This is a genomic window from Pseudomonas sp. D8002, from assembly GCF_013385695.1.
Taxonomy (GTDB): Bacteria; Pseudomonadota; Gammaproteobacteria; order Pseudomonadales; family Pseudomonadaceae; genus Aquipseudomonas.
The window spans coordinates 61,467-85,108 of the sequence record NZ_JACAPM010000024.1; the positions used below are offsets into that span (position 1 = coordinate 61,467).

20 protein-coding genes are annotated in these 23,642 nt (G+C 61.1%); 11 read left to right on the top strand and 9 right to left on the bottom strand.

Annotation, left to right across the window (positions count from 1 at the left end; translation table 11 throughout):
- Window positions 1-5: 5 nt before the first annotated feature.
- Complete coding sequence (locus HX807_RS13140; protein WP_003211024.1) at window positions 6-431, bottom strand: VOC family protein; 426 nt, start codon at window positions 429-431, stop codon at window positions 6-8.
- Window positions 432-544: 113 nt separating this feature from the next.
- Here HX807_RS13140 and HX807_RS13145 point away from each other — a divergent pair, with 113 nt between their 5' ends.
- On the top strand, window positions 545-1,411 hold the full coding sequence (locus HX807_RS13145; protein ID WP_177050177.1) for a LysR substrate-binding domain-containing protein: 867 nt from the start codon (window positions 545-547) through the stop codon (window positions 1,409-1,411).
- A 42-nt stretch (window positions 1,412-1,453) separates the two neighbouring features.
- On the opposite strand, the gene HX807_RS13150 is transcribed toward HX807_RS13145, so the two are convergent.
- Complete coding sequence (locus HX807_RS13150; protein ID WP_177050179.1) at window positions 1,454-3,814, bottom strand: glucose/quinate/shikimate family membrane-bound PQQ-dependent dehydrogenase; 2,361 nt, start codon at window positions 3,812-3,814, stop codon at window positions 1,454-1,456.
- Window positions 3,815-3,975: 161 nt separating this feature from the next.
- Here HX807_RS13150 and HX807_RS13155 point away from each other — a divergent pair, with 161 nt between their 5' ends.
- The 9 genes from HX807_RS13155 to pqqE all read left to right on the top strand — a co-directional run bounded on the left by HX807_RS13155 (window position 3,976) and on the right by pqqE (window position 12,927).
- Complete coding sequence (locus HX807_RS13155; RefSeq protein ID WP_050543199.1) at window positions 3,976-4,458, top strand: Lrp/AsnC family transcriptional regulator; 483 nt, start codon at window positions 3,976-3,978, stop codon at window positions 4,456-4,458.
- Window positions 4,459-4,625: 167 nt separating this feature from the next.
- Complete coding sequence (locus tag HX807_RS13160; protein ID WP_177050333.1) at window positions 4,626-6,308, top strand: NAD(P)/FAD-dependent oxidoreductase; 1,683 nt, start codon at window positions 4,626-4,628, stop codon at window positions 6,306-6,308.
- A gap of 10 nt (window positions 6,309-6,318) precedes the next feature.
- Complete coding sequence (locus HX807_RS13165; RefSeq protein ID WP_177050181.1) at window positions 6,319-7,113, top strand: carbon-nitrogen hydrolase family protein; 795 nt, start codon at window positions 6,319-6,321, stop codon at window positions 7,111-7,113.
- A gap of 50 nt (window positions 7,114-7,163) precedes the next feature.
- Window positions 7,164-9,536: a pyrroloquinoline quinone biosynthesis protein PqqF gene (pqqF, locus tag HX807_RS13170; RefSeq protein WP_177050183.1), complete on the top strand. Its 2,373-nt coding sequence runs from the start codon at window positions 7,164-7,166 to the stop codon at window positions 9,534-9,536.
- Between the two features lie 159 nt (window positions 9,537-9,695).
- Window positions 9,696-9,770: a pyrroloquinoline quinone precursor peptide PqqA gene (gene pqqA / locus HX807_RS13175; RefSeq protein ID WP_003194766.1), complete on the top strand. Its 75-nt coding sequence runs from the start codon at window positions 9,696-9,698 to the stop codon at window positions 9,768-9,770.
- A gap of 77 nt (window positions 9,771-9,847) precedes the next feature.
- Window positions 9,848-10,759, top strand: coding sequence for a pyrroloquinoline quinone biosynthesis protein PqqB (pqqB, locus tag HX807_RS13180; RefSeq protein ID WP_003211040.1), 912 nt, complete (start codon window positions 9,848-9,850; stop codon window positions 10,757-10,759).
- Window positions 10,760-10,770: 11 nt separating this feature from the next.
- On the top strand, window positions 10,771-11,523 hold the full coding sequence (gene pqqC / locus HX807_RS13185) for a pyrroloquinoline-quinone synthase PqqC (protein ID WP_177050185.1): 753 nt from the start codon (window positions 10,771-10,773) through the stop codon (window positions 11,521-11,523).
- A complete protein-coding gene (pqqD, locus tag HX807_RS13190; protein WP_003211043.1) occupies window positions 11,520-11,795 on the top strand; it encodes a pyrroloquinoline quinone biosynthesis peptide chaperone PqqD in 276 nt (91 codons plus the stop codon). The genes pqqC and pqqD overlap by 4 nt, the downstream gene beginning before the upstream one ends.
- A complete protein-coding gene (gene pqqE, locus HX807_RS13195; RefSeq protein ID WP_008434380.1) occupies window positions 11,788-12,927 on the top strand; it encodes a pyrroloquinoline quinone biosynthesis protein PqqE in 1,140 nt (379 codons plus the stop codon). Before pqqD ends, pqqE begins: the two co-directional genes overlap by 8 nt.
- 6 nt (window positions 12,928-12,933) lie before the next feature.
- Here pqqE and HX807_RS13200 read toward each other — a convergent pair whose 3' ends face one another.
- Together HX807_RS13200 and HX807_RS13205 are read right to left on the bottom strand one after the other, a co-directional pair.
- The gene (locus HX807_RS13200) at window positions 12,934-13,092 is read right to left on the bottom strand and encodes a YqaE/Pmp3 family membrane protein (RefSeq protein ID WP_003211049.1); all 159 of its coding nucleotides are present in this window, start codon (window positions 13,090-13,092) and stop codon (window positions 12,934-12,936) included.
- A 186-nt stretch (window positions 13,093-13,278) separates the two neighbouring features.
- Window positions 13,279-14,559 (bottom strand): aspartate aminotransferase family protein, encoded by a 1,281-nt coding sequence (locus HX807_RS13205; protein ID WP_177050187.1) that lies wholly within the window; start codon window positions 14,557-14,559, stop codon window positions 13,279-13,281.
- A gap of 209 nt (window positions 14,560-14,768) precedes the next feature.
- Here HX807_RS13205 and HX807_RS13210 point away from each other — a divergent pair, with 209 nt between their 5' ends.
- A complete protein-coding gene (locus tag HX807_RS13210) occupies window positions 14,769-15,659 on the top strand; it encodes a LysR family transcriptional regulator (RefSeq protein WP_177050188.1) in 891 nt (296 codons plus the stop codon).
- Window positions 15,660-15,885: 226 nt separating this feature from the next.
- Here the strand turns inward: HX807_RS13210 and HX807_RS13215 are convergent, their stop codons facing one another.
- The 5 genes from HX807_RS13215 to HX807_RS13235 form a co-directional block, all read right to left on the bottom strand.
- The gene (locus HX807_RS13215; RefSeq protein WP_177020657.1) at window positions 15,886-17,664 is read right to left on the bottom strand and encodes an acyl-CoA dehydrogenase C-terminal domain-containing protein; all 1,779 of its coding nucleotides are present in this window, start codon (window positions 17,662-17,664) and stop codon (window positions 15,886-15,888) included.
- A gap of 122 nt (window positions 17,665-17,786) precedes the next feature.
- Window positions 17,787-19,571, bottom strand: a complete 1,785-nt coding sequence (locus HX807_RS13220; protein WP_177050190.1) for an acyl-CoA dehydrogenase C-terminal domain-containing protein — start codon at window positions 19,569-19,571, stop codon at window positions 17,787-17,789.
- Window positions 19,572-19,661: 90 nt separating this feature from the next.
- A complete protein-coding gene (locus HX807_RS13225) occupies window positions 19,662-20,951 on the bottom strand; it encodes a diguanylate cyclase (RefSeq protein ID WP_023659318.1) in 1,290 nt (429 codons plus the stop codon).
- A gap of 205 nt (window positions 20,952-21,156) precedes the next feature.
- Window positions 21,157-22,962 (bottom strand): phenylacyl-CoA dehydrogenase, encoded by a 1,806-nt coding sequence (locus HX807_RS13230; RefSeq protein WP_177050192.1) that lies wholly within the window; start codon window positions 22,960-22,962, stop codon window positions 21,157-21,159.
- 338 nt (window positions 22,963-23,300) lie between these two features.
- On the bottom strand, window positions 23,301-23,582 hold the full coding sequence (locus HX807_RS13235) for a hypothetical protein (protein WP_008434375.1): 282 nt from the start codon (window positions 23,580-23,582) through the stop codon (window positions 23,301-23,303).
- Window positions 23,583-23,642: the final 60 nt, after the last annotated feature.

Below are 23,642 nucleotides of genomic sequence, written 5' to 3' on the forward strand. Positions count from 1 at the left end.
CGCCCTCACTTGGCAAACAACTGCCCAATGTCCTTGAACGCCTTGAACTCCAACGCGTTGCCGCACGGGTCAAACAGAAACAACGTCGCCTGCTCGCCCACCTGGCCTTTGAAACGAATATGCGGTTCCAACACAAACTGGGTATTGCGCGCCTGCAAACGCTCCGCCAACGCATGCCAATCATCCCAACTCAACACCACGCCAAAATGCGGCACCGGCACGTCGTGGCCGTCCACTGCATTGGTGTGCGCCGCCTCTTGAGAAGCGGTTTTCGGATGCTCATGAATCACCAATTGATGCCCGAAGAAGTCGAAGTCGACCCAGTGATCACTGGCACGTCCCTCCTCCAACCCAAACACCTCGCCATAAAACTGCCGCGCAGCCGCCAGGTCGAATACCGGAATTGCCAGGTGAAAAGGAGCCAGTGCCATCAGGTCTAACCTCTATGGGTATTAAGTCCTTGCGAGTCTAGCCTTGCCGTAACCGATGGAAAGACGATAGTTTTCGCAGCGAGCTCAAATTATTTTGATCAATCGAGACGCCCATGCTGCGGGAACTGAAAACCTTTATCGCCGTTACCCGCCATGGCACGTTCGCCGCAGCGGGCATGCATATCGGGCTGACACAATCGGCAGTGAGTGCGCAGATCCGTCAGTTGGAGCAGGTGCTCGGCGTGCAGTTGTTCGACCGAACCGGGCGCCAGGCCACGCTGAACGCGGCGGGGATCCGCGCGCTGCCGCTGGCCAGGGAGATTCTCGAGACGTTCAACCGCATGGCTGTGCCGGTGGATGCCAATGAGTACAGGGGCGAGTTGAAGGTCGGCGCCATCACCACCGCCCAGACCGGCCTGCTGCCCCAGGCCCTGGTGCGTTTGCGCAAGGCGGCGCCGACGGTGGAGTGCAAGTTGGTGCCGGGAGTTTCCCTGGAGCTGCTCAGCCAGGTGGATGCAGGCGAACTCGACTCGGCGATCATCATTCGCCCACCCTTTGACTTGCCCAAGGAACTGCACGTGCAACTGCTGCGCAGGGAGCCGTTTGTGTTGATCGCGCCGCTGAAGGTCGAGGGGGATGACCCGCTGCAACTGCTCGCCGCTCATCCTCACGTGCGCTACGACCGGGCTTCGTTTGGCGGGCGGCTGGTCAGTCGCTTTCTGCGGGATCAGCGGCTGGACGTGCAAGTGGCGCTGGAACTGGACGAGATTGAGGCGCTGGTCAAAATGGTCGAATGCGGCCTGGGCGTTTCACTGGTTCCCCACGCCGGACTATGGCTGGACCGATCCCCGCAGGTGCGTGTCATCCCGCTGGGCGAGCTGACCTTTCACCGGGAAATCATCCTGCTGAGCCGCTACAGCCAGCGCAACCTTCCGGTGCCACAACTCTTTGCCCGATGCCTGCTGGCAGACGTGATCTAAGACGCAAAAAAAAGCCGCACATCCGTGCGGCTTTTTCACGCCCTATTTCTTGGGCAACGCGTAGGCAATCACATAATCCCCACGGTCCGGCGACTGTCGCGCACCGCCAGCGGTGAGCACGATGTACTGCGTGCCGGTCTTGGGCGACACGTAGGTCATCGGCCCCGACTGGCTACCCACCGGCAGCCGTGATTTCCAGATCTCGTTGCCGTTGCCGGTGTCGAAAGCGCGCAGGTAGAAGTCCTGGGTGCCGGCGAAAAACAGCAAGCCGGACTGGGTGGCCAGGGACGCGCCGAGGGTCGGCATGCCGATTGGAATCGGCATGTGCATGCGGATGCCCAGCGGCCCGGTGTCTTCAACCGTGCCCACCGGCACTTGCCACATCAGCTTGTGGGTTTTCAGGTCGATGGCCGACAGGGTGCCGAACGGCGGCTTCTGACACGGAATGCCCGCCGCCGAGAGGAAGCGCTCGCGCATCGCACCGAACGGCGTACCTTCTTGCGGCACCACGCCCATTTCGATGCCACTGGCACCGGCGGCGATCTTGTCGCGCGGGATCATGTAGTTGGCCAAACCCAGGCGCATGTCGTTGACGAACATATAGTGGGTATTCGGGTCCACTGACACGCTGCCCCAGTTCATCCCCCCCAGCGAACCCGGGAATTGCAGCGCGCGGTCCAGGCCTGGTGGCGTATAGACGCCCTGATGACGCATGCCCTTGAACTGGATGCGGCACATCAACTGGTCAAACGGCGTGGCGCCCCACATGTCGGATTCGGTCAGTTGCTGATTGCCGATCGAAGGCATGTCGACCGAAAACGGCTGGGTCGGCGAATAGCGTTCGCCGGGCACATTGCCCTGGGGCACCGGACGCTCTTCGACCCGGGCGATGGGCACGCCGGTTGCGCGGTTGAGCAGGAAGATTTCACCTTGCTTGGTGACTTGGGCCAGTGCCGGTTGCACGCCGCCGCTGCCATCCGGAATGTCGTAGAGCAGCGGCTGTGCCGGCAGGTCGAAGTCCCACAGGTCGTGGTGAGTGGTCTGGAAGTGCCAGCGCACTTGGCCGGTCTTCACGTCGATGGCGACGATGGAGGAGCTCCACTTGTCGTCATAGGCGGTACGTTCACCGGCGAAGAAGTCCGGGGTGGCGTTACCGGTGGGCAGGTAGACCAGGCCGAGCTTGGCGTCGTAGGACATGGCCGACCATACGTTCGGCGTGCCGCGGGTGTAGGTCTCTCCTGCAGGTGGGCGTTTGGTGGTGTTCGGGTTGCCCGGATCCCAGGCCCACACCAGTTCGCCGCTGTGCACGTCAAAGGCGCGCACCACGCCTGGCGGTTCACCGGTGGAGAAGTTGTCCGCCACCCGTCCACCCACGATCACAACATTGCCCGCCACCAGTGGCGTCGAGGTTTGCTGGTAATAACCGGGTTTTACTTCGCCCATGTCGGTTTTCAGGTCGACAGTGCCGTGGTCGCCGAAGTCTTCGCAAGGCGCGCCGGTTTCAGCATTGATCGCAATCAACCGGGCATCGCCGGTCGGCAGAAACAGACGTTTCACACAGGCTTTGGCGCCGGCGGGTTGCTCGCTGGCACTGCTGTCGAAATACCCCAGGCCACGGCAACGCTGCCAGTTGGGGCCGCTGCCCTGGGGGTCGAATTTCCAGCGTTGGGCACCGGTATCGGCGTCCAGGGAAAACACTTTGCCGTAGGCGGTGCACACGTAAACGCTGTCACCGATCTGCAGCGGGGTGTTCTGGTCTTCGGCACCGGCGCCATTGCTCTCGGGGATGTCGCCGGTGTGGAAGGTCCAGGCCACCTGCAACTTGTCGATGTTGCCTTTGTTGATCTGGTCCAGCGCGGCAAACCGATTGCCGGCAGTGGTGTTGCCCCAGTGGGCCCAGTCTTTTTGCTCGGTGCCCGGCGTTACCGCAGTCACCGCAGGCTCACTGCTGGCCTTGACCACGTGGGTCGGTACAAACATGTACGCCAGGGTGGCGACCACGCCCAGGCCCAGCAGCCCGGCAACGCCATAGGCGCCGCGCCCGGGTGTCGATCCGGAAGCGCGGGCGAGCTGTGGATAAATCAGCGCGACTACCAGGCCGATGACGGCGAAGGTCAGGACTCGCGAAACCAACGGCCAGTATTCCAGACCGGTATCCCACACCGCCCAGATCGCAGTCAGCACCAATGCCACGGCGTACAGCCATGCGCCCTGAGGCCGGCGCTTGGCGATCAGCACACCAGAGACCAGCATCGCCAGGCCCATCAGCAGGAAATACCAACTGCCGCCCAGCACTACGAGGTAACCGCCACCGCCTGCCAAACCCAGGCCGATCAAGGCGATCAGCAGGCCCAGCCCAACCAGCAACCATCTGCTGCCGGTGGCAGCCCCAAAGTTATTCATCGCGCAAACGTCCTTCCTGTATACCTAACGCAAAATAATGTACCAAACAGTTACTTTTCACAATCTGGCACAAAATAATGTGTTCGATCAGCGGCGAAAATAAATTCCCGGCGGGGCGGGCAGTATCGCCAGGACCGAGCCTGTAACATGCTCGCCCATTGATGCCCGCGCCGGAGAACACCTTGCCCGCCTCTCACCCTCCCGTCCTCGATGAAATCGATCGCCAGTTGATCGCCGCCTTGCAGATCAACGCGCGTGAAAGCGTGGCCATGCTTGCCCGGCAACTGGGCATCGCGCGCACCACCGTCACCTCACGCCTGGCGCGCCTGGAAAAAACCCAGGTGATTACCGGCTATGGCGTGCGCCTCAGCCAGCGGGTGGTGGACGGTGGTTTGCAGGCCTACGTGGGGATCACCGTGCAACCGCGCTCCGGCAAGGAAGTGCTGCGCCGGATCAGTGCCATGGCGCAGGTTCAGCAGTTATGTGCGGTAAGCGGCGAGTTCGATTACGTGGCCTGGCTGCGCACCGATTCGCCGGAACAGCTGGATCAACTGCTGGACCAGATCGGCAGCGTCGACGGCGTGGAGAAGACCACCACCTCGATCATCCTCAGTAACAAACTGGATCGCGGACAACCAATCTGACCAGCAAGCTCGTCACTCTGACTAAAAACAATTCAATCCGACGACACATTGCGTCTTATTAACGAACGCTACGCTCCCTAGAATGGCTGCCATCTTTTCCTATACTCAGCGGGTCGCGCCCCGCCGAGCCGCCAGCAAGGTCAGCCATGAGCATTCCTTCCAGCACCATCAGCAAGACCAATCGCCACCCCGCCACCGGTAAAAAGCCGATCACCATCTTTGGCCCGGACTTCCCGTTTGCCTTTGATGACTGGATCGAGCATCCGGCGGGCCTGGGCAGCATTCCGGCGGCCAACCACGGCGCCGAAGTGGCGATCGTCGGCGCCGGGATTGCCGGGCTGGTAGCCGCCTATGAGCTGATGAAGCTGGGCCTTAAACCCGTGGTGTATGAAGCCTCGAAAATGGGTGGCCGCCTGCGCTCCCAGGCATTTGAAGGCGCCGAAGGCATCATTGCGGAACTGGGTGGCATGCGTTTCCCGGTGTCCTCTACCGCGTTCTACCACTATGTAGACAAGCTCGGGCTGGAGACCAAACCCTTCCCCAACCCGCTGACGCCGGCTTCCGGCAGCACGGTCATCGACCTCGAAGGCCAGACGCACTACGCACAGAAACTCGCTGACCTTCCTGCACTGTTCCAGGAAGTGGCTGACGCCTGGGCCGACGCCCTGGAAGCCGGCTCGCAGTTCGCCGATATCCAGCAAGCCATCCGCGACCGTGACGTACCGCGCCTGAAAGAGCTGTGGAATACGCTGGTTCCGTTGTGGGACGACCGCACCTTCTACGACTTCGTGGCGACCTCCAAAGCGTTCGCCAAGTTGTCCTTTCATCACCGCGAAGTGTTCGGCCAGGTCGGCTTTGGCACCGGCGGCTGGGACTCGGACTTCCCCAACTCGATGCTGGAAATCTTCCGCGTGGTGATGACCAACTGCGACGATCACCAGCATCTGGTGGTCGGCGGCGTCGCCCAAGTGCCCATGGGCATCTGGCGCCATGTGCCGGAGCGTTGCGCCCACTGGCCCGAAGGCACCAGCCTCAGTTCCCTGCACAACGGTGCGCCACGGGCCGGGGTCAAGCGCATTGCCCACGCGCCGGACGGCCGTTTCGCCGTCACCGACAACTACGGTGACACCCGCGAATACGCCGCCGTGCTGACCACCTGCCAGAGCTGGCTGCTGACCACCCAGATCGAGTGCGACGAAACCCTGTTCTCGCAAAAGATGTGGATGGCCCTGGACCGCACCCGCTACATGCAGTCGTCGAAGACCTTCGTGATGGTCGACCGGCCATTCTGGAAGGACAAGGATCCGGAAACCGGCCGCGACCTGATGAGCATGACGCTGACGGATCGCCTGACCCGCGGCACCTATCTGTTCGACAACGGTGACGACAAGCCGGGGGTGATTTGCCTGTCCTACTCCTGGATGAGCGATGCGCTGAAAATGCTTCCGCAACCCATCGAGAAACGCGTGAAGCTGGCTCTGGATGCGCTGAAGAAGATCTACCCGAAAGTCGACATCGCCGCGCGGATCATCGGCGATCCGATCACCGTGTCATGGGAAGCCGACCCGCATTTCCTCGGTGCTTTCAAAGGCGCACTTCCCGGCCACTATCGCTATAACCAGCGGATGTACGCGCACTTCATACAGAAGGACATGCCGGCGGAGCAACGCGGTATTTTCATTGCCGGTGACGACGTGTCCTGGACCCCGGCGTGGGTTGAAGGCGCCGTGCAAACCTCGCTGAACGCGGTGTGGGGCATCATGACTCACTTCGGTGGCAGCACTCACCCGCAGAACCCGGGGCCGGGGGATGTGTTCGACGAGATCGGGCCAATCGCACTGCCCGAGTAAGGAGTTGCCCATGCGTGTTGCCCTGTATCAATGCCCGCCTTTGCCGCTGGATGTGGCCGGCAATCTCAAGCGCCTGCATCAGCTGGCGCAAGAGGCCAATGACGCCGACCTGCTGGTGCTGCCGGAGATGTTTCTCACCGGCTATAACATCGGCGTGGAAGCGGTCGGCGCCCTGGCTGAAACCCAGGACGGCCCCGCTGCCCAGTCCATCGCCGTGCTGGCGAAAAACTCGGGCGTGGCGATTCTGTATGGCTATCCGGAGCGCGGTGCAGACGGGCAGATCTACAACGCCGTGCAGCTGATCGACGCCAATGGCCAGCGCCTGTGCAACTACCGCAAGACCCACCTGTTTGGCGACCTCGACAACTCGATGTTCAGCGCTGGGGACGATGATTTTCCGCTGGTGGAATTGAACGGCTGGAAGCTGGGTTTCCTGATTTGCTATGACCTGGAATTCCCGGAGAACACCCGGCGCCTGGCGCTGGCCGGGGCGGAGTTGATCCTGGTGCCGACGGCCAATATGGTGCCCTTCGATTTCGTCGCCGATGTGACCGTGCTGGCGCGGGCGTTTGAAAACCAGTGTTATGTGGCCTACGCCAATTACTGCGGGCAGGAAGGCGAGATCCAGTATTGCGGGCAAAGCAGCATCGCCGCACCGGATGGCCAGCGGATTGCCCAGGCCGGTCTGGATGAAGCGCTGATCGTGGGCACACTCGATCGGCAGTTGATGGTCGACTCACGCGCGGCCAATCGCTACCTGTTGGACCGGCGTCCCGAGCTTTATGGGGCGTTGCACAAGCACTGATCCCGCAGGTTTGCGCTAGCATAGGCACTTCCTACGTTTCGGAAGTGCTCATGCCTGCGCCGGCCCACCCTCATCACCTTCAATTGACCCTGGCCAGCGGCCTGCGGGTTTCCTTGCATCATGCGCCGCGCTTGAAGCGCGCCGCGGCTGCCTTGCGCGTTGCAGCGGGCAGCCACGATGTGCCCCTGGCGTGGCCGGGACTGGCGCATTTTCTTGAGCATTTATTGTTCCTGGGCACCGGGCGTTTTCCCGCAAGCGACGGGCTGATGGCCTACGTCCAGCGCCAGGGTGGACAGGTGAATGCCAGCACCCGCGAGCGCACTACCGACTTTTTCTTTGAGGTGCCTGTTACGGCATTTGAAGCCGCACTGGAGCGCCTGGGGGACATGCTCGCCCATCCGCGCCTGGCCCTGGAAGACCAGTTGCGTGAGCGCGAAGTATTGCAGGCGGAGTTTATTGCCTGGTCGCAAGATGCCACGGCGCAACAGCAACAAGCGTTGCTGGGAGGTGTTGCGGCGGGTCATCCGTTGCGCGCGTTTCATGCGGGCAACCGGGATAGCTTGGCGGTAGAGCGTGAGGATTTTCAGCAGGCGTTGCGGGATTTTTATGAAGGTTTCTATCATTCCGGGCAGATGACCTTGAGCCTTGCGGGCCCTCAGTCGCTGGTGGAGCTGGAGGCATTGGCGCATCAGTTTGGCGCTGCGCTGAAGACTGCACCTCTGCGGCGACAGACGCCGGCGCCAGCGTTGCTGGCCGGCAATCAACGTACTTATCAACACACCGATGAACACCACTGGCATCAGGTGGTGGCAAGCGAGGCTTCCCCTGAGGCGCTGGATTTCCTCTGCCTGTGGCTGAACACTTCGGCGCCCGGCGGGTTGCTCGCCGAGTTGCAGTCGCGGCAGTTAGTCAGCGCCATTAACGCAACGGCGCTGTATCAATTTGCCGGACAGGCGTTGTTGGATATCAAGTTCACCCTGGACACTCAGGGTGCGCAGCAGACGACACTGATCGAAGAACTGCTGCACGACTGGCTGAGCTTTTTCGCACACAGTGACTGGGCGCCCTTGCGGGAAGAGTACGCCTTGCTGCTTGCTCGCAAACAACAGGTCAGTGGTGCCCTGGCATTGGCCCGGCAGGACAACGAACTGGTCCTGTCCGAGCAAAGCGCCAGCTCCCTCAAGACCCTGCTGGACTCGCTGCAATTGCCGCCGTCCCGGCACGCCTGGCAACTGCCGCCCACCAATCCGTTCCTGCAGCCGGCAGCCAGGGAAGAGCGCCCGGGGCTGATTCGCGGGCAAACCAGCGCCCATCGCGGCCTGCGCACGTTCGCCCAGGATCGCTCCCGTGGACGGAAGGATCTTTCGGCGCTGACCTTCAGCCAGGCCTTGCCAGGCGACACAGATGAAGGTGCGCTCTACCTGCGCTGGCATCTGGGTTCGCCGCTGGATGCAGAGCTTTTCCCACGTCTGCGTGAGAACGCCAGCCAGGCTGGCGTCCAGATGTCTTTCGAGACAATCGGCGGTCACTGGCAGCTGAAGATGCTAGGGCTGCACGAACCCATGCCCGCGATATTGGAGGAAGTGGCACGCGAGCTGACCCGGCTCGACGAAAATGCCGGAGCGTCATCCTCCCCGGCGCCGGCTATGGCGATCCGGCAGTTACTCAAGGCATTGCCCGGGTATTGCGCCGACATCCAAGCTGCACAGCAGGTTGCTGGGCGAGACCGATGGTCAACCGCTCGCTGGCAAGGGCTCGCCGTGGGGCTGCCCGCCGCCTGCGAGACGGCGATAAAAAGTGCAGCCGGGAAACTGCCCGGCCAACCCCAAGCGGCTATCAGCGAACTGCCGTCAATCAGCAGCCAGCATCGTTGGCACGAAGTCAGGACCGATTCCAGCGACGCCGCGTTGCTGCTGTTCTGCCCGACACCCACACGCTCCTTGGCGGACGAGGCTTGCTGGCGCCTCCTCGCACATCTGGTGCAAGCGCCGTTCTACCAGCAACTGCGTGTTGAGCTTCAATTGGGCTACGCGGTGTTCAGCGGCATCCGACAGTACAACGGGCAAACCGGCCTGCTGTTTGGGGTGCAATCCCCAAGCGCGTCTCTTGCGCAAATACTTGATCGCCTGCAGGCGTTCCTGAAGCAACTGCCCGCGCTGATCAACGCCAGCGAACTGTCGAACGATCTGGCCCGGCAATTTTCCCTCGACGCCCTACCCACTTCCCAAGCCGCTGAACTGCTCTGGCACGCGCACTTGGCAGGCCACCCGTCGGATTACATCCAGCAGCTGCAAGATTTCATCCAGACCCGCACCCGCGAGGATTTAATGGTAGCTGCACAGCAACTCGATGCTGCTGCAGGCGGATGGCGCTGTGTGGCCAATGGCGCTTGTGCCGCCGGCTCCTGGCAACGATCTGGCTGATCATTGCCGCTTCGGTAAAAGGCTTTTTCCCGCAGGACAGCGCTATCTTCAAAAGAAGTACGTAATATTCACATGCACACATCTGAACATCTCCGCTTGGAGGTGGACTATATGTATTACCTGGTAGTAAACGTCCCTTCCCTTCGTAGGAGTAAGAACATGACCTGGTCCAAACCTGCTTACACTGATCTGCGTATCGGCTTTGAAGTCACCATGTACTTTGCCAGCCGCTGATTGGCTTTGTATCGCAATGCAACGCCTCGGCTCGCCCGGGGCGTTTTTATTTTTGAGTTGTGTGTAATGGAGCGGCCATGTTTGTCCAGATTCTAGGTTCCGCCGCGGGCGGTGGTTTCCCGCAATGGAACTGCAACTGCGTGAACTGTGCAGGTTTTCGCGACGGCAGCCTGCGGGCCGAGGCGCGTACCCAGTCGTCCATCGCGATTTCCGATGACGGCGTGAACTGGGTGCTGTGCAACGCCTCGCCAGATATCCGCGCCCAGCTTCAAGGCTTCGCCCCGATGCAACCGGGCCGCGCGCTGCGGGATACCGGCATCAGCGCGATCATCCTGATGGACAGCCAGATCGACCACACCACCGGCCTGCTCAGCCTGCGCGAAGGCTGCCCGCACCAGGTGTGGTGCACCGACATGGTCCATGAAGACCTGAGCACCGGCTTCCCGCTGTTCACCATGCTGACCCACTGGAACGGCGGCCTGGCCTGGAACCGCATCGAGCTGGACGCCAGCTTCACGATCCCCGCCTGCCCCAACCTGCGCTTCACACCATTGCCGCTGCGCAGCGCGGCACCGCCCTACTCGCCTCACCGATTCGACCCACACCCGGGCGACAACATCGGCCTGATCGTCGAAGACCTGCGCACCGGCGGCAAGCTGTTCTATGCGCCGGGCCTGGGCAAGGTTGACGCACCGTTGCTGGAAATCATGGCCGGCAGCGATTGCCTGCTGGTGGACGGCACGATGTGGGACGACGACGAAATGCAGCGCCGTGGCGTCGGCACCCGCACCGGTCGCGAGATGGGCCACCTGGCACAAAACGGCCCCGGCGGCATGCTGGAAGTGCTGGAGCAGTTGCCCAAGCAGCGCAAGGTGCTTATCCACATCAACAACACCAACCCGATCCTGGATGAAGACTCGCCCGAGCGAGCCGAGCTGCTGCGACGCAATGTGGAAGTGGCGTACGACGGCATGAGCATTGAATTGTAGGAGCGAGCCAAATGACTGACACACCGCTGACCACCGCCGAGTTCGAACAGGCCCTGCGCGCCAAGGGCGCCTTCTACCATATCCATCACCCGTATCACGTGGCGATGTACGAAGGCCGCGCCACCCGCGAGCAGATCCAGGGCTGGGTCGCCAACCGTTTTTATTACCAGGTGAACATTCCCCTCAAGGACGCCGCGATCCTGGCCAACTGCCCGGACCGGGAGATTCGTCGTGATTGGATCCAGCGCCTGCTGGATCACGACGGCGCTCCCGGCGAAGACGGCGGCATTGAAGCCTGGTTGCGCTTGGGACAGGCCGTCGGCCTCGACCCGGATCAACTGCGCTCCCAGGAGTTGGTACTGCCGGGCGTACGATTTGCGGTAGACGCCTACGTCAACTTCGCCCGCCGGGCCAGCTGGCAGGAAGCCGCCAGCAGTTCCCTGACCGAGTTGTTCGCCCCGCAGATCCACCAGTCGCGCCTCGACAGCTGGCCCCAGCATTACCCATGGATCGACCCGGCCGGCTATGAGTATTTCCGCACCCGCCTGGGCCAGGCTCGCCGGGATGTGGAGCACGGTCTGGCCATCACCCTGCAGCACTACACCACCCGCGAAGGCCAGGAGCGCATGCTGGAAATTCTCCAGTTCAAACTGGACATTCTTTGGAGCATGCTCGATGCAATGAGCATGGCTTATGAACTGAAACGCCCGCCGTATCACAGCGTGACCGATCAGCGTGTATGGCATAAGGGGATCACCCTATGAGCTTCGATCGCAGCAAAAAACCGACCTGGCGCCAGGGCTATCGTTTCCAGTACGAACCGGCGCAAAAAGGCCATGTGCTGCTGTACCCGGAAGGCATGATCAAGCTCAACGACAGCGCCGCGTTGATCGGTGGCTTGATCGACGGCGAGCGCGATGTCAGCGCAATCATCGCCGAGTTGGACAAGCAGTTCCCTGGCGTGCCCGAGCTCGGTGAAGACATCGAGCAATTCATGGAGGTTGCCCGTGCTCAGCACTGGATCGAACTTGCCTGACCTGCCACCCAAGCCGGAAATCGGCCTACCGCTCTGGTTGCTGGCCGAGCTGACCTACCGCTGCCCGCTGCAATGCCCGTACTGCTCCAATCCGCTGGATTTCGCCGAGCAGGGCAAGGAACTGAGCACGGAACAGTGGATCAAGGTATTTCGTGAAGCCCGGGAAATGGGCGCTGCGCAACTGGGGTTTTCCGGCGGTGAGCCGCTGGTGCGCCAGGACCTCGCCGAACTGATCGCCGAGGCGCGCAAGCTGGGTTTCTATACCAACCTGATCACATCCGGCATCGGCCTCACCGAGCAGAAGATCAGCGACTTCAAGAAGGCCGGCCTGGACCATATCCAGATCAGTTTCCAGGCCAGTGACGAGCAAGTGAACAACTTGCTGGCCGGCTCGAAAAAAGCCTTCGCGCAAAAACTCGAAATGGCCCGGGCAGTGAAAGCCCATGGCTACCCGATGGTGCTGAACTTCGTCACCCATCGGCACAATATCGACAAGATCGACCGCATCATTGAGCTGTGCATTGCCCTGGAAGCGGACTTTGTCGAGCTTGCCACCTGCCAGTTCTACGGCTGGGCCCAGCTCAATCGGGTCGGCCTGTTGCCGACCCAGGAACAGCTGGTGCGCGCCGAACGCATCACCAACGAATACCGCGCCAAGCTCGAAGCCGAGGGCCACCCGTGCAAGCTGATATTCGTCACGCCGGATTACTACGAGGAACGCCCGAAAGCCTGCATGAATGGCTGGGGCAGCATCTTTCTGACAGTAACGCCGGACGGTACTGCCCTGCCGTGCCACGGAGCCCGACAGATGCCGGTGCAATTTCCCAATGTGCGCGACCACAGCATGCAACACATCTGGTACGACTCGTTTGGCTTCAACCGCTTTCGCGGCTACGACTGGATGCCCGAGCCGTGCCGTTCATGTGACGAGAAGGAAAAGGACTTCGGTGGGTGCCGCTGCCAGGCGTTCATGCTGACCGGGGATGCCAGCAATGCTGACCCGGTGTGCAGCAAATCGGAGCACCACGGCATGATCCTCCAGGCCCGCGAAGAAGCGGAGCACGCCACCCAGACCATTGAGCAACTGGCCTTTCGCAATGAGCGCAACTCACGGCTGATCGCGAAAGGCTGAGGTCTTTTAGCGTTTGGCGATGATGTACACCGCGTGCACGATGCCGGGAATGTAACCGCACAAGGTCAGCAGGATGTTCAGCCAGAACGCGCCAGCGAAACCCACTTGCAGGAACACACCCAGTGGCGGCAGCAGAATGGCGATGATGATGCGAATGATATCCATGGGTTCAGCTCCAGAAAATCGGCTCGTGTGAGCCGTACAAGCTAATCGACCTTGGCCGTTGGTAAGGGTTCAGTGGGATCTGGCACTCAGCCATCGTCTAATTCGCGGACAAAAAAACGCCCCCAGCCAAAAGAATCAGGCTGGAGGCGCCGCGTATACCGCGAGACGGTTCAGGAAATATGGGGCTTAAACGGCAATGCCCTTGCGGCATTGCAGCTGTGCAGTGCGCACCCGGGAGAAGGCACGGGCCAGACGCAGGAGCATTTCGTCGACGTTGCTTTTGCTCAATGTGAGCGCCGGGGTGAAGCGCAGGCAATCGGGTTGCGGCGCGCTCAGGATCAGGCCTTCACTGAGCGCGGCGTTTACCACCGCATCTGCCGAATCCTCCGACAGAGTCAGTCCCCACATCAGGCCCTGGCCGCGCAGTTCACCCTGGTCATAGCGATGCGCCAGGCGGGCAAGCCCTTCACCCAGGTAAGTGCCGACCTCGCAGACGTGTTCAAGAAATCCGTGGTTCAGCACCGTATCAAGCACCGCCACACCGGCGGAAGCCATCAGCGCGTTGCCGTGGTGGGTGCCTTCCAGCTCACCCAGCTCAAAACAACACGCTTTGCCTCGTGCCAGCAAAGCCGCCAGCGGCACACCACCCCCCAAGCCCTTGCCCAGGGTGATGATGTCGGCGCGAACGCCATAGTGCTGTTCGGCGAGCAACGTGCCACAACGGCCGGTGCCGGTTTGCACTTCATCGAGAATCAACAGGATTCCCAGCTCACGGCACAGGCGTTCGACACCCTTGAGGTAATGCTCGGTCGCGGGAATGACGCCGGCATCGTTCTGGATCGGTTCCAGCATGATTGCCACGGTTTGCGCATCCACCGCCGCGTGCAGCGCCGGCAGGTCGTTGAACGGCACGTGGCTGAAACCTGGCAACTGGGGCTCAAAACGGTTTTCACTGGCGGCTGCCGAGGCCGACATCGCGGCAAAGCTGCGGCCATGGCAACCGTTGCTCGCGGTGATGATGCGATAGGCGCCGCCACGGTGCAGTTGGCCCCATTTGCGCGCCAGCTTGATAGCCGCTTCGCAGGCTTCGGCGCCGCTGTTGAGCAGGTAGGCCTGGTCGCTGCCGGTGCGATGGCACAGGCGGTCGGCGAGGTTCAGTTGAACGCGGTTGTGCAGGCTGTTACCGGGATTGATCAGCGATTGGGCCTGATCGGCCAACGCCTGGGTCAGTACCTGCGGGCTATGGCCCAGGCTGTTGGCGCCGCCACCCTGGCTGAAGTCGAGATAGGCGCGGTCTTCGCTGTCCCACAGCCAGGAGCCCTGGCCGCGTACAAACACCTGGTGCGGGCGGGCCACGCTGGGCATCAGGCAATCGCTGGAAAGATCGTCTCGCAGAGCCGGGGTCTTCGCCTCGAGGATCAGATCATCCAGGCTGGGGGCGGGGCGACGCAGGTTGAACAGGTTCATGGATGAACCCCTTTGGCAATCGCACCTTGGTCGGTATTACCGATAAACCCATGGCGGAGGTTTTTTGCCTTGCCTATGCAAACACCGTCAACATAAACACTACTCATCGTGCTTTCCGGCCCTGTAAGCCCTGTGAATAGGCGCTAGACTAGGCGCCTTGGGGGCACTCGGCCATTTCGATTTTCCAGCATTTTCGATAAGCATTACTTATGGATTTCAAGCAACTGCGTTATTTCGTCGCGGTGTACGAAGAAGGCCATGTGGGGCGGGCAGCGGAGCGCTTGTCGATCTCCCAGCCAGCTTTGTCGCAGCAGATTCGCCAGCTCGAGCAAAACCTTGATGTGAGCCTGTTCGAACGTAGCAGCAAGCGCCTGCTGCCGACCCTCGCCGCCCACACTTTGTATAACCACGCCCTGCCCTTGCTCGACGGTATGCAGCACGCGGTGGAAGCACTGCGCAACTTCAAGGGCCAGGCACTGCGCACCTTGGCGATCGGCGTGCTGCAAACCGTGCACACCAGCCTGGTGCCGCAGATGCTCGAACGGGTGCGCAAGGCCCAGCCGCACCTGGTCATACAGATCTACGAGCTGACCGGGATGGAAATCGAACGCCGGCTGCTCAACGGCTCGCTGGATATCGGCATCAGCTACCTGCCGCCACGCCAGCCGGGGCTGCACGGCGTGCTGCTGTATGAAGATGAACTGAAGGTGGTCATCCCGGCTGATCACCCGCTGCGGGAATTCAAGAAAGTCTCCCTGAAGCAAGCCGCCGAGTTACCCATGTTGCTGCTGGGGGAGGAGTTTCAGGTGCGCCAGATATGGCAAGGTCAATTGGCCAACCTGGGCCGACGCCCGCAAGTGCAGGCCGAGTTGAATACGATGGCGGGGATTCTCGACAGCCTGCCCCATACCAAGCTGGCGACGGTGCTTCCCGGACGCTCCCAGGATGAACACAACAGCAAGGCGTTGCTGTGGAAACCCTTGAGCGAACCACGGGTGCCGTTGAAAGTGGGGTTGGTGTGCCGGGATGTGCAGCGCCAGCAGGCGACGCTGGAATTGTTGCGCACGCTGCTGGAAGACGTGATGAACGCGCCCGCCTGACTTTTTCGCAGGCAAAAGAAAACCCCGCCGAAGCGGGGCTTTGCAGACTGTTTCCCTGACATCCATTTCACTCCGCCTTCCTGGCAGAATCCTACGTGTCCGTGTTGTTGCTTTGCGCTTCCTGCGCGACGTCCATGTGAAGTAGATTATCCGTGGATCCAATTTGGCGATAGAGGACGAATAGCAGCACGTCATGTAAGAGAATGCTTACACGCCCTCCAAGTCCTTAGAACAGTGCTTCATCCAGCAAAAACAGCGATTCGCTACCGGCTTTTACCGAGGCGCTGAGGGACGCGATCCGCGGCAGCAAGCGCGCAAAGTAGAAACGCGCGGTGCCCAGCTTGCTCGCGTAGAAGTCTTCCTGAGCCTCTTTACCCAGAGCCGCCTTGGCCATCAGGGCCCACATGTAGGCATAAGCCATGTAGCCGAACGCGTGCAGGTATTCCACGGATGCCGCGCCGATTTCATTCGGGTTGGATTTGGCGCGGTCCAGCAGCCAGGCGGTCAGTTCGTCCAGGTCATCCACGGCCGCGTTCAGCGGTTTGGTGAATTCGGCCAGTTCGGCGCCGGCAGTGGCGGTGAAATGGCGGATCTCATCAGCGAACAGCTTGTAGAACGCCCCACCGCTGCCGACGATCTTGCGTCCCACCAGGTCCAGGGCCTGAATGCCGTTGGTGCCTTCGTAGATCTGGGTGATGCGCACATCACGCACCAGTTGCTCCTGGCCCCATTCGCGAATGTAGCCGTGGCCGCCGAAAACCTGCTGGCCGTGCACGGTGGTTTCCAGGCCCAGGTCGGTCAGGAACGCCTTGGCAACCGGGGTCAGCAGAGCAACCAGATCGTCCGCGCGTTTGCGGGCGGTGGCGTCTTCGCTGAACTTGGCGGTGTCGAGCTGCATCGCCACATAGGTGGAGAACGCACGGCCACCTTCGTTCGAGGCTTTCATGGTCAGCAGCATGCGCCGCACGTCCGGGTGGACGATGATTGGGTCAGCGACCTTGTCCTTGGCTTTCGGACCGGTTGGCGAACGGCTTTGCAGGCGGTCGCGCGCATATTCGATAGCGTTCTGATAAGAGCGCTCACCGGAGGCCAGGCCCTGGATGCCCACACCCAGGCGCTCGTAGTTCATCATGGTGAACATCGCGGCCAGGCCACGGTTCGGCTCGCCCACCAGGTAGCCCACGGCTTCGTCGAAGTTCATCACGCAGGTCGCAGACGCCTGGATGCCCATCTTGTGTTCGATGGAGCCGCAGGTCACCGGATTGCGCGCCCCCAGGCTGCCGTCGGCATTGACCATGAACTTGGGCACCAGGAACAGCGAAATACCCTTGGGACCCGCCGGTGCGTCCGGCAGCTTGGCCAGCACCAGGTGGATGATGTTCTCGGTGAGGTCGTGCTCGCCACCGGTGATGAAGATCTTGGTGCCGCTGACCTTGTAGGAACCGTCTGCCTGAGGCTCGGCCTTGGTCCGAATTATCCCCAGGTCAGTGCCGGCATGAGGTTCGGTCAGGCACATGGAACCGGCCCACACGCCGGAGTACATATTCGGCAGGTAAGTGGCCTTGAGCTCTTCACTGGCGTGGGTGTTGATCGACACGCAGGCGCCGGAGGTCAGCATCGGGTACAGGCCGAAGGCCAGGCCCGAGGAGTTGATCATCTCTTCCACCTGGGCCGACACCGCCTTGGGCATGCCCATGCCGCCGTACGCCGGGTCGCCGCCAACACCTACCCAACCGCCTTCAGCGTAGGTTTTGTAGGCGTCCTTGAAGCCAGCCGGGGTGAAGACCGCGCCATTCTCCCAGCGGCAGCCTTCTTCGTCGCCGCCGCGGCTGAGCGGGGCGACGGTCTTGGAGGTGACTTTGCCGGCTTCTTCGAGGATTGCCTCAACGGTCTCGGCGTCAACGGTCTCCGCCAGCGCGGGCAGTTGGGCCCAGAGTTTGGCGACCTCGAAAACTTCGTTGAGGACGAAGCGCATATCGCGCAGCGGCGCTTTGTAGTCAGCCATGGCAAACCTCGTGAGAACTTTAACGTTATTCGGGTGGGGTCGGTTTTACAGACCCCGAGTGTAACCGAACAACTTTTGTGACACATAGGGTCTGCTTGTGACCAACAAGTATTTTACGGTCACTAAAGCGCAAACAGCTCCGCCGGCAGACTCATCAGGCACTCACTGCCTGCCTCCACCGCCGCCCGGTGCGCGGCCGTGCGCGGTAGCAGGCGCTTGAAGTAGAACTCGCAGGTCGCCAGCTTGCCTCGGGCGTAATCGGCATCACCGCTACCGCTGTCCAACTGCTCTTGTGCCACCAGCGCCATGCGCAGCCACAAGTAGGCAAGGATGATGTAGCCGCTGTACATCAGGTAATCCAGGGCTGCAGCGCCGACTTCATCCGGGTTTTTCATGGCTGCCATGCCTACCTTGACCGTCAGCTCACCCCACTGCTGATTCAACTGGTTGAGCTGAGCCACATGGGCCTTGAGTTGCGGATGTTCGGCGTTGGCCGCGCAAAACTTGTGGACGATTTTGGTAAAGCCGCGCAGCAGCTTGCCCTGGCTGCCGAGCACCTTGCGCCCGAGCAAATCCAGGGCCTGGATGCCGTTGGTCCCTTCATAGATCGGCGCAATCCGGCAATCGCGAACCAGTTGCTCCATGCCCCATTCACGAATGAAGCCATGGCCACCGAACACCTGCATGCCGTGGTTGGTCACCTCCAGCCCGGTTTCGGTCATGAACGCCTTGCAGATCGGCGTAAGGAAGGCCAACAGGTCTTCGGCTTCCTGGCGTTGCCCCTCGTCGCTACTCAGGTGTGCGGTATCGAGCAACTGTGCCGAGAAGTAGGTCAATGCGCGGTTGCCTTCATTGAAGGCTTTCATGGTCAGCAACATGCGCCGCACATCCGGGTGGACGATGATCGGATCAGCGGCTTTTTCGGGTGCCTTGGCGCCGGTCAGCGAGCGCATCTGCAAGCGGTCGTTGGCGTACTTGATCGCACCCTGGAAGCTCGCTTCCCCCAGGCAAAGGCCCTGCATGCCGGTGCCCAGGCGCGCATGGTTCATCATGGTGAACATGCAGTTGAGGCCCTTGTTCGCCTCACCGATCAGGAAACCCCGGGCGCCATCGAAGTTCAGCACGCAGGTGGCCGACGCCTTGATGCCCATCTTGTGCTCGATGGAGCCGCAACTCATCGTGTTGCGCTCGCCCGAGTCGGCATGGAACTTGGGCACGATAAACAGCGAGATTCCCTTGGTGCCGGCCGGCGCATCCGGCAGCTTGGCCAGCACCAGGTGGATGATGTTGTCACTCATGTCATGCTCGCCGGCCGAGATGAAAATCTTGCTGCCGGTGACTGCATAACTGCCGTCGGCCTGCGGGACGGCGCGGGTCTTGATCAGGCCCAGGTCGGTGCCGCAATGGGCTTCGGTCAGGCACATGGTGCCGGTCCACTGGCCCGCGGTGAGTTTGCTCAGGTAGGTGTTTTTCTGCTCTTCAGTGCCGTGGGCACGGATCGCCGACATCGCACCGTGGGTCAGGCCGGGGTACATGCCCCAGGACGTGTTGCTGGAGGAGATCATCTCCGCGAGTACCAGGCCCAGGGACATTGGCAAGCCCTGCCCGCCGTAGGCCGGGTCAGCCGCCAAACCGTGCCAGCCGCCTTCCACGTACTGCGCGAAGGCTTCCTTGAAGCCCTTGGGCGTGGTCACCACACCGTTGTCGAAATGGCAGCCTTCTTCATCGCCGGAGCGGTTCAACGGCGCCAGGACGTTTTCGCAGAACTTCGCACCTTCCTCGAGGATCGCGCCGACCATGTCCGGGCTGGCATCGCTTGCACCCAGCGCGGCGTAGTGGCCGTGGAAGTCAAAGACGTGATCGATCAGAAAGCGCATGTCGCGCAGGGGAGCTTTATAGTCAGGCATGGCAATGTCTCCGGCAGCAGATGCCTTCAACCTACTGCCCCACGGCCCACCGGACAATCACTGTAGGGCCGCTGAATACACCACCATCACTCAACCGGCAGCGCTGTCCATGCGGACCGCGCCGCGGCGGGTCTGCCCCGCAGCGACCACGCAGTTACGCCCCGCACCCTTGGCGTTGTACAGCGCCTGGTCGGCGGATTTGAGCACTTCTTCAGGGCTGCGCTGCTCGGCCTGGCGTTCGGCCACGCCGATGCTGACGGTCACCGACACGCTGGAAGCGCCATTGCCCACACGACGCTGGCGCCCCTGCTGGTCGTCGTGGGGACGGTCCGGGTTACGCAGTTTGATGTCGTAGTTGGCGATGATTTCGCGGATCTCTTCCAGGTGCGGCAGGCATTCATCCAGGGTCTTGCCGGCGAATACCACGGCAAATTCCTCACCGCCATAGCGGTAGGCCCGGCCGCCGCCGTTGACCTTGGACAACTTGCTGGCCACCAGGCGCAGTACCTGGTCGCCCACGTCGTGGCCATGGGTATCGTTGAAACGCTTGAAGTGATCGACGTCCCCCATGGCCAGCACATAATTGCGCCCCAGGCGTTGCATGCGCTCATTGAGCGCGCGGCGGCCCGGCAACCCGGTCAGCTCGTCACGGAAGGCCATTTGATAAGCCTCGTGGGCCACCCCGGCAGCAATCATCAGCATCACCTGGCTGCACATGATGTTCAGGGTGAACGGCAGGATGAACGTCTGCGGCAACATCCAGAACAACCCCAGCAACCCTACCAGCTGCGCGGCGTGCAGCGGTCTTGGTTGATACCAGTACTGCGCGGCCAGGGTCACAAAACCAATCAGGAACATCGGATAGGACAGCTGGATCAGGCTCATCCAGCGTCCATGCAAGGCGGGCCAGCGAATTTCGGCCAACCAGCTTAACAAGGCATGGGGGAAACTTTGTTCAAGGGCAAGCGCCACGCTGCCTACCGCAAACAGCACCGCGCAGCGTGCGACGAAGTCGCGAAACAGGTGGGTTTTTTCTTGCCAGACCGCGTAGATGCCGAACAGCAACGGTAACAACAGGCAACACAGATGGAAGACCACGGCCGCGTCGTCCCGCACGCGACCGTTATCGCGGTAGTAATCGGTCTGGGTATCCAGCAGGAAATAGACCACGTACACCGTGATCATCAGGAAGAGCTCTCGCTGGCGCCGGTAGACCGCGCAGTACGAACCGCCCAGCAGCAGCACGAGGGTCGGCAGCACATTGAACAGTGAAGTGAAGAACACATTGAGATCCTTCACATACGCAGCCGAGAGCCCCGCCAGCAGTAAAAGCAGTGAAGGTAAAAAATGACTGAAACGTACAGCAGACGCGCGCGACAAGGGTAAAGCTCCGACCCACAAAAAAAGATGGCACAGTGCCTTCACTGATCACAGTTAAGCACATTCAATGTGATGCGTATCACATTGCCATCACTGTAACGGCCGCTCGGAGCAATCCCTGAGTGCGGTACTGTGGTTTTTTATCGCGCAAAAAAAACCGCCGTTCCCGAAGGAGCGGCGGCTTTTGAAGCGAACTGGCCGAGGCTTAGTAGCCCAGGTCGAAGTTCTCTTCTTTCATGTCCATCAGGTTGTTGGCGCCCGACAGCATGGTTGCAACGTGGGTGCGGGTACGCGGCAGGATGCGCTGGAAGTAGAAGCGCGCAGTCTGCAGCTTGGCGGTGTAGAAGCCTTCTTCGCTGGTGCCGGCAGCCAGTTTTTCGGCGGCCAGGCGGGCCATGTCGGCCCAGAAGTAAGCCAGGCAGGCATAACCGGAGTACATCAGGTAATCCACCGAAGCGGCACCGACTTCTTCGCGGTCTTTCATGGCCGCCATGCCGACCTTCATGGTCAACTCGCCCCACTCTTTGTTCAGTGCCGCCAGCGGTGCAACGAATTCCTGTACCGCTTCGTTGCCTTCGTTGGCCTGGCAGAACTTGTGGACGATCTTGGTGAAGCCCTTCAGCGCTTCGCCTTGGGTCATCAGCACTTTACGGCCCAGCAGGTCGAGGGCCTGGATGCCGGTGGTGCCTTCGTACAGCATCGAAATGCGGCTGTCGCGAACGTTCTGCTCCATGCCCCACTCGGCGATGAAGCCGTGGCCGCCGTAGATTTGCACGCCGTGGTTGGCGGATTCAAAACCGACTTCGGTCATGAACGCCTTGGCGATCGGGGTCATGAAGGCCAGCAGTGCGTCAGCCTGTTTCTTGGCTTCGTCGTCAGTGCCGTACTTGACCACGTCAACCTGCTTGGCGGTGAAGTACACCATCGCGCGGTTGCCTTCGGCGAAGGCTTTCATGGTCAGCAGCATGCGGCGCACGTCAGGGTGCACGATGATCGGGTCAGCGGCCTTGTCCGGCGCTTTCGGGCCAGTCAGGGAGCGCATTTGCAGGCGGTCGCGAGCGTATTTGAGGCCGCCCTGGAAGCCGATTTCAGCGTGGGACAGGCCTTGCAGCGCGGTGCCCAGGCGAGCGGTGTTCATAAAGGTGAACATGCAGTTCAGGCCTTTGTTCGCCGGGCCGATCAGGAAACCGGTGGCCGCGTCGAAGTTCATCACGCAGGTGGCGTTGCCGTGGATACCCATCTTGTGTTCCAGGGAACCACAGGACACCGCGTTGCGTTCGCCAATCGAACCGTCGGCGTTCGGTACGAACTTGGGAACGATGAACAGCGAAATGCCTTTGGTGCCAGCCGGTGCGTCCGGCAGGCGAGCCAGCACGATGTGGACGATGTTGTCGGCCATGTCGTGTTCGCCGGCCGAGATGAAGATCTTGGTACCGGAAACCTTGTAGGAACCATCAGCCTGAGGCTCGGCCTTGGTGCGCAGCATGCCCAGGTCGGTGCCGCAGTGCGGTTCGGTCAGGCACATGGTGCCGGTCCACTCGCCCGACACCAGTTTGGTCAGGTAAGCCTCTTGCTGCTCGGGGGTGCCGTGCTCGGAAATGGTGTTCATCGCGCCATGGGACAGGCCCGGGTACATGCCCCACGACCAGTTGGCTTCGCCGACCATTTCGCTGACCGCCAGGCCCAGGGATTCCGGCAGGCCCTGGCCACCGTGCGCCACGTCGTGGGCCAGGCTTGGCCAGCCGCCTTCAACGAACTGTTTGTAGGCTTCTTTGAAACCGGTAGGGGTCTTAACGCCTGACTCGCTCCAGGTGCAACCTTCGATATCACCCACGCGGTTCAGCGGTGCCAGTACCTGCTCACAGAACTTGGCGCCTTCTTCGAGAATGGCGTCAACCATGTCCGGGGTAGCGTCCTGGCAAGCCGGCAGGCTCTGATAGTGCGCTTCATAGCCAAGCAGTTCGTCACGAACGAAGCGAATATCACGCAAGGGGGCCTTGTAGTCAGGCATAGCGATAAACCTCTGCTGATGTATCTGGGATGAACAACCGCATGGATGTGTTGTGGCGGTCAAACAGTTGTTTGAAACATACGTTTACGACCAATCCTTGTCAAGCGTCGCGCAAACGCCGTTTGTCATGACGCAGGTCAACGTCAGGCACGGCAAGGCCTGCAGCGAAATGCCGCATGACGATTCAGGGGGAAAAAGATTATTGAGCGGTGAAGATCAGTGTGGGAGCTGGCTTGCCTGCGATGCGGGCGCCGCGGTGTATCAGGAGGATCGAGGTGACGCTATCGCAGGCAAGCCAGCTCCCACAGAGAAGCCAGCTCGCACGATAAGAGGGGGGGTTATGCGTAAGTATCGATCAAGGTGCCGAGCATTTCGTCGGAAGCCTTGGCGACTTTGGCGCCCAGTTCAACCTGGAACTTGCCTTGGGCCATCTCGACCATGTTGCTCGCCGAGTTGCTGGCCTGATTGGCGTCTACCGAACGCAAACGATCATTTTGCGCGTCCGAAGGCTGGGAAGTGGCGGCGCTGGCAATCTTGCCGGCGGCCTGGTCGACACGGTTCTGCCCGGTCTGAATCGCGCTCAGTCCCGAGTAAAACGCACTGCTACCAGAGATTTCCATGGCGTGAACCTGCCTATAAGAGAATCGTGAACTGTTATTGAAGCAGACCTACCGGCAAAA

Bases quoted from the DNA above. Each gene is read 5' to 3' on its own strand.
- pqqD (WP_003211043.1), top strand. From the start codon at position 11,520: ATGAGCTTCGATCGCAGCAAAAAACCGACCTGGCGCCAGGGCTATCGT.
- HX807_RS13200 (WP_003211049.1), bottom strand. From the start codon at position 13,092: ATGGATATCATTCGCATCATCATCGCCATTCTGCTGCCGCCACTGGGT.
- pqqB (WP_003211040.1), top strand. From the start codon at position 9,848: ATGTTTGTCCAGATTCTAGGTTCCGCCGCGGGCGGTGGTTTCCCGCAA.
- pqqC (WP_177050185.1), top strand. From the start codon at position 10,771: ATGACTGACACACCGCTGACCACCGCCGAGTTCGAACAGGCCCTGCGC.
- HX807_RS13215 (WP_177020657.1), bottom strand. From the start codon at position 17,664: ATGGCTGACTACAAAGCGCCGCTGCGCGATATGCGCTTCGTCCTCAAC.
- HX807_RS13235 (WP_008434375.1), bottom strand. From the start codon at position 23,582: ATGGAAATCTCTGGTAGCAGTGCGTTTTACTCGGGACTGAGCGCGATT.
- HX807_RS13165 (WP_177050181.1), top strand. From the start codon at position 6,319: ATGCGTGTTGCCCTGTATCAATGCCCGCCTTTGCCGCTGGATGTGGCC.
- HX807_RS13145 (WP_177050177.1), top strand. From the start codon at position 545: ATGCTGCGGGAACTGAAAACCTTTATCGCCGTTACCCGCCATGGCACG.
- HX807_RS13150 (WP_177050179.1), bottom strand. From the start codon at position 3,814: ATGAATAACTTTGGGGCTGCCACCGGCAGCAGATGGTTGCTGGTTGGG.
- HX807_RS13140 (WP_003211024.1), bottom strand. From the start codon at position 431: ATGGCACTGGCTCCTTTTCACCTGGCAATTCCGGTATTCGACCTGGCG.
- HX807_RS13220 (WP_177050190.1), bottom strand. From the start codon at position 19,571: ATGCCTGACTATAAAGCTCCCCTGCGCGACATGCGCTTTCTGATCGAT.
- HX807_RS13210 (WP_177050188.1), top strand. From the start codon at position 14,769: ATGGATTTCAAGCAACTGCGTTATTTCGTCGCGGTGTACGAAGAAGGC.
- HX807_RS13205 (WP_177050187.1), bottom strand. From the start codon at position 14,559: ATGAACCTGTTCAACCTGCGTCGCCCCGCCCCCAGCCTGGATGATCTG.
- pqqF (WP_177050183.1), top strand. From the start codon at position 7,164: ATGCCTGCGCCGGCCCACCCTCATCACCTTCAATTGACCCTGGCCAGC.
- HX807_RS13230 (WP_177050192.1), bottom strand. From the start codon at position 22,962: ATGCCTGACTACAAGGCCCCCTTGCGTGATATTCGCTTCGTTCGTGAC.
- HX807_RS13155 (WP_050543199.1), top strand. From the start codon at position 3,976: ATGCCCGCGCCGGAGAACACCTTGCCCGCCTCTCACCCTCCCGTCCTC.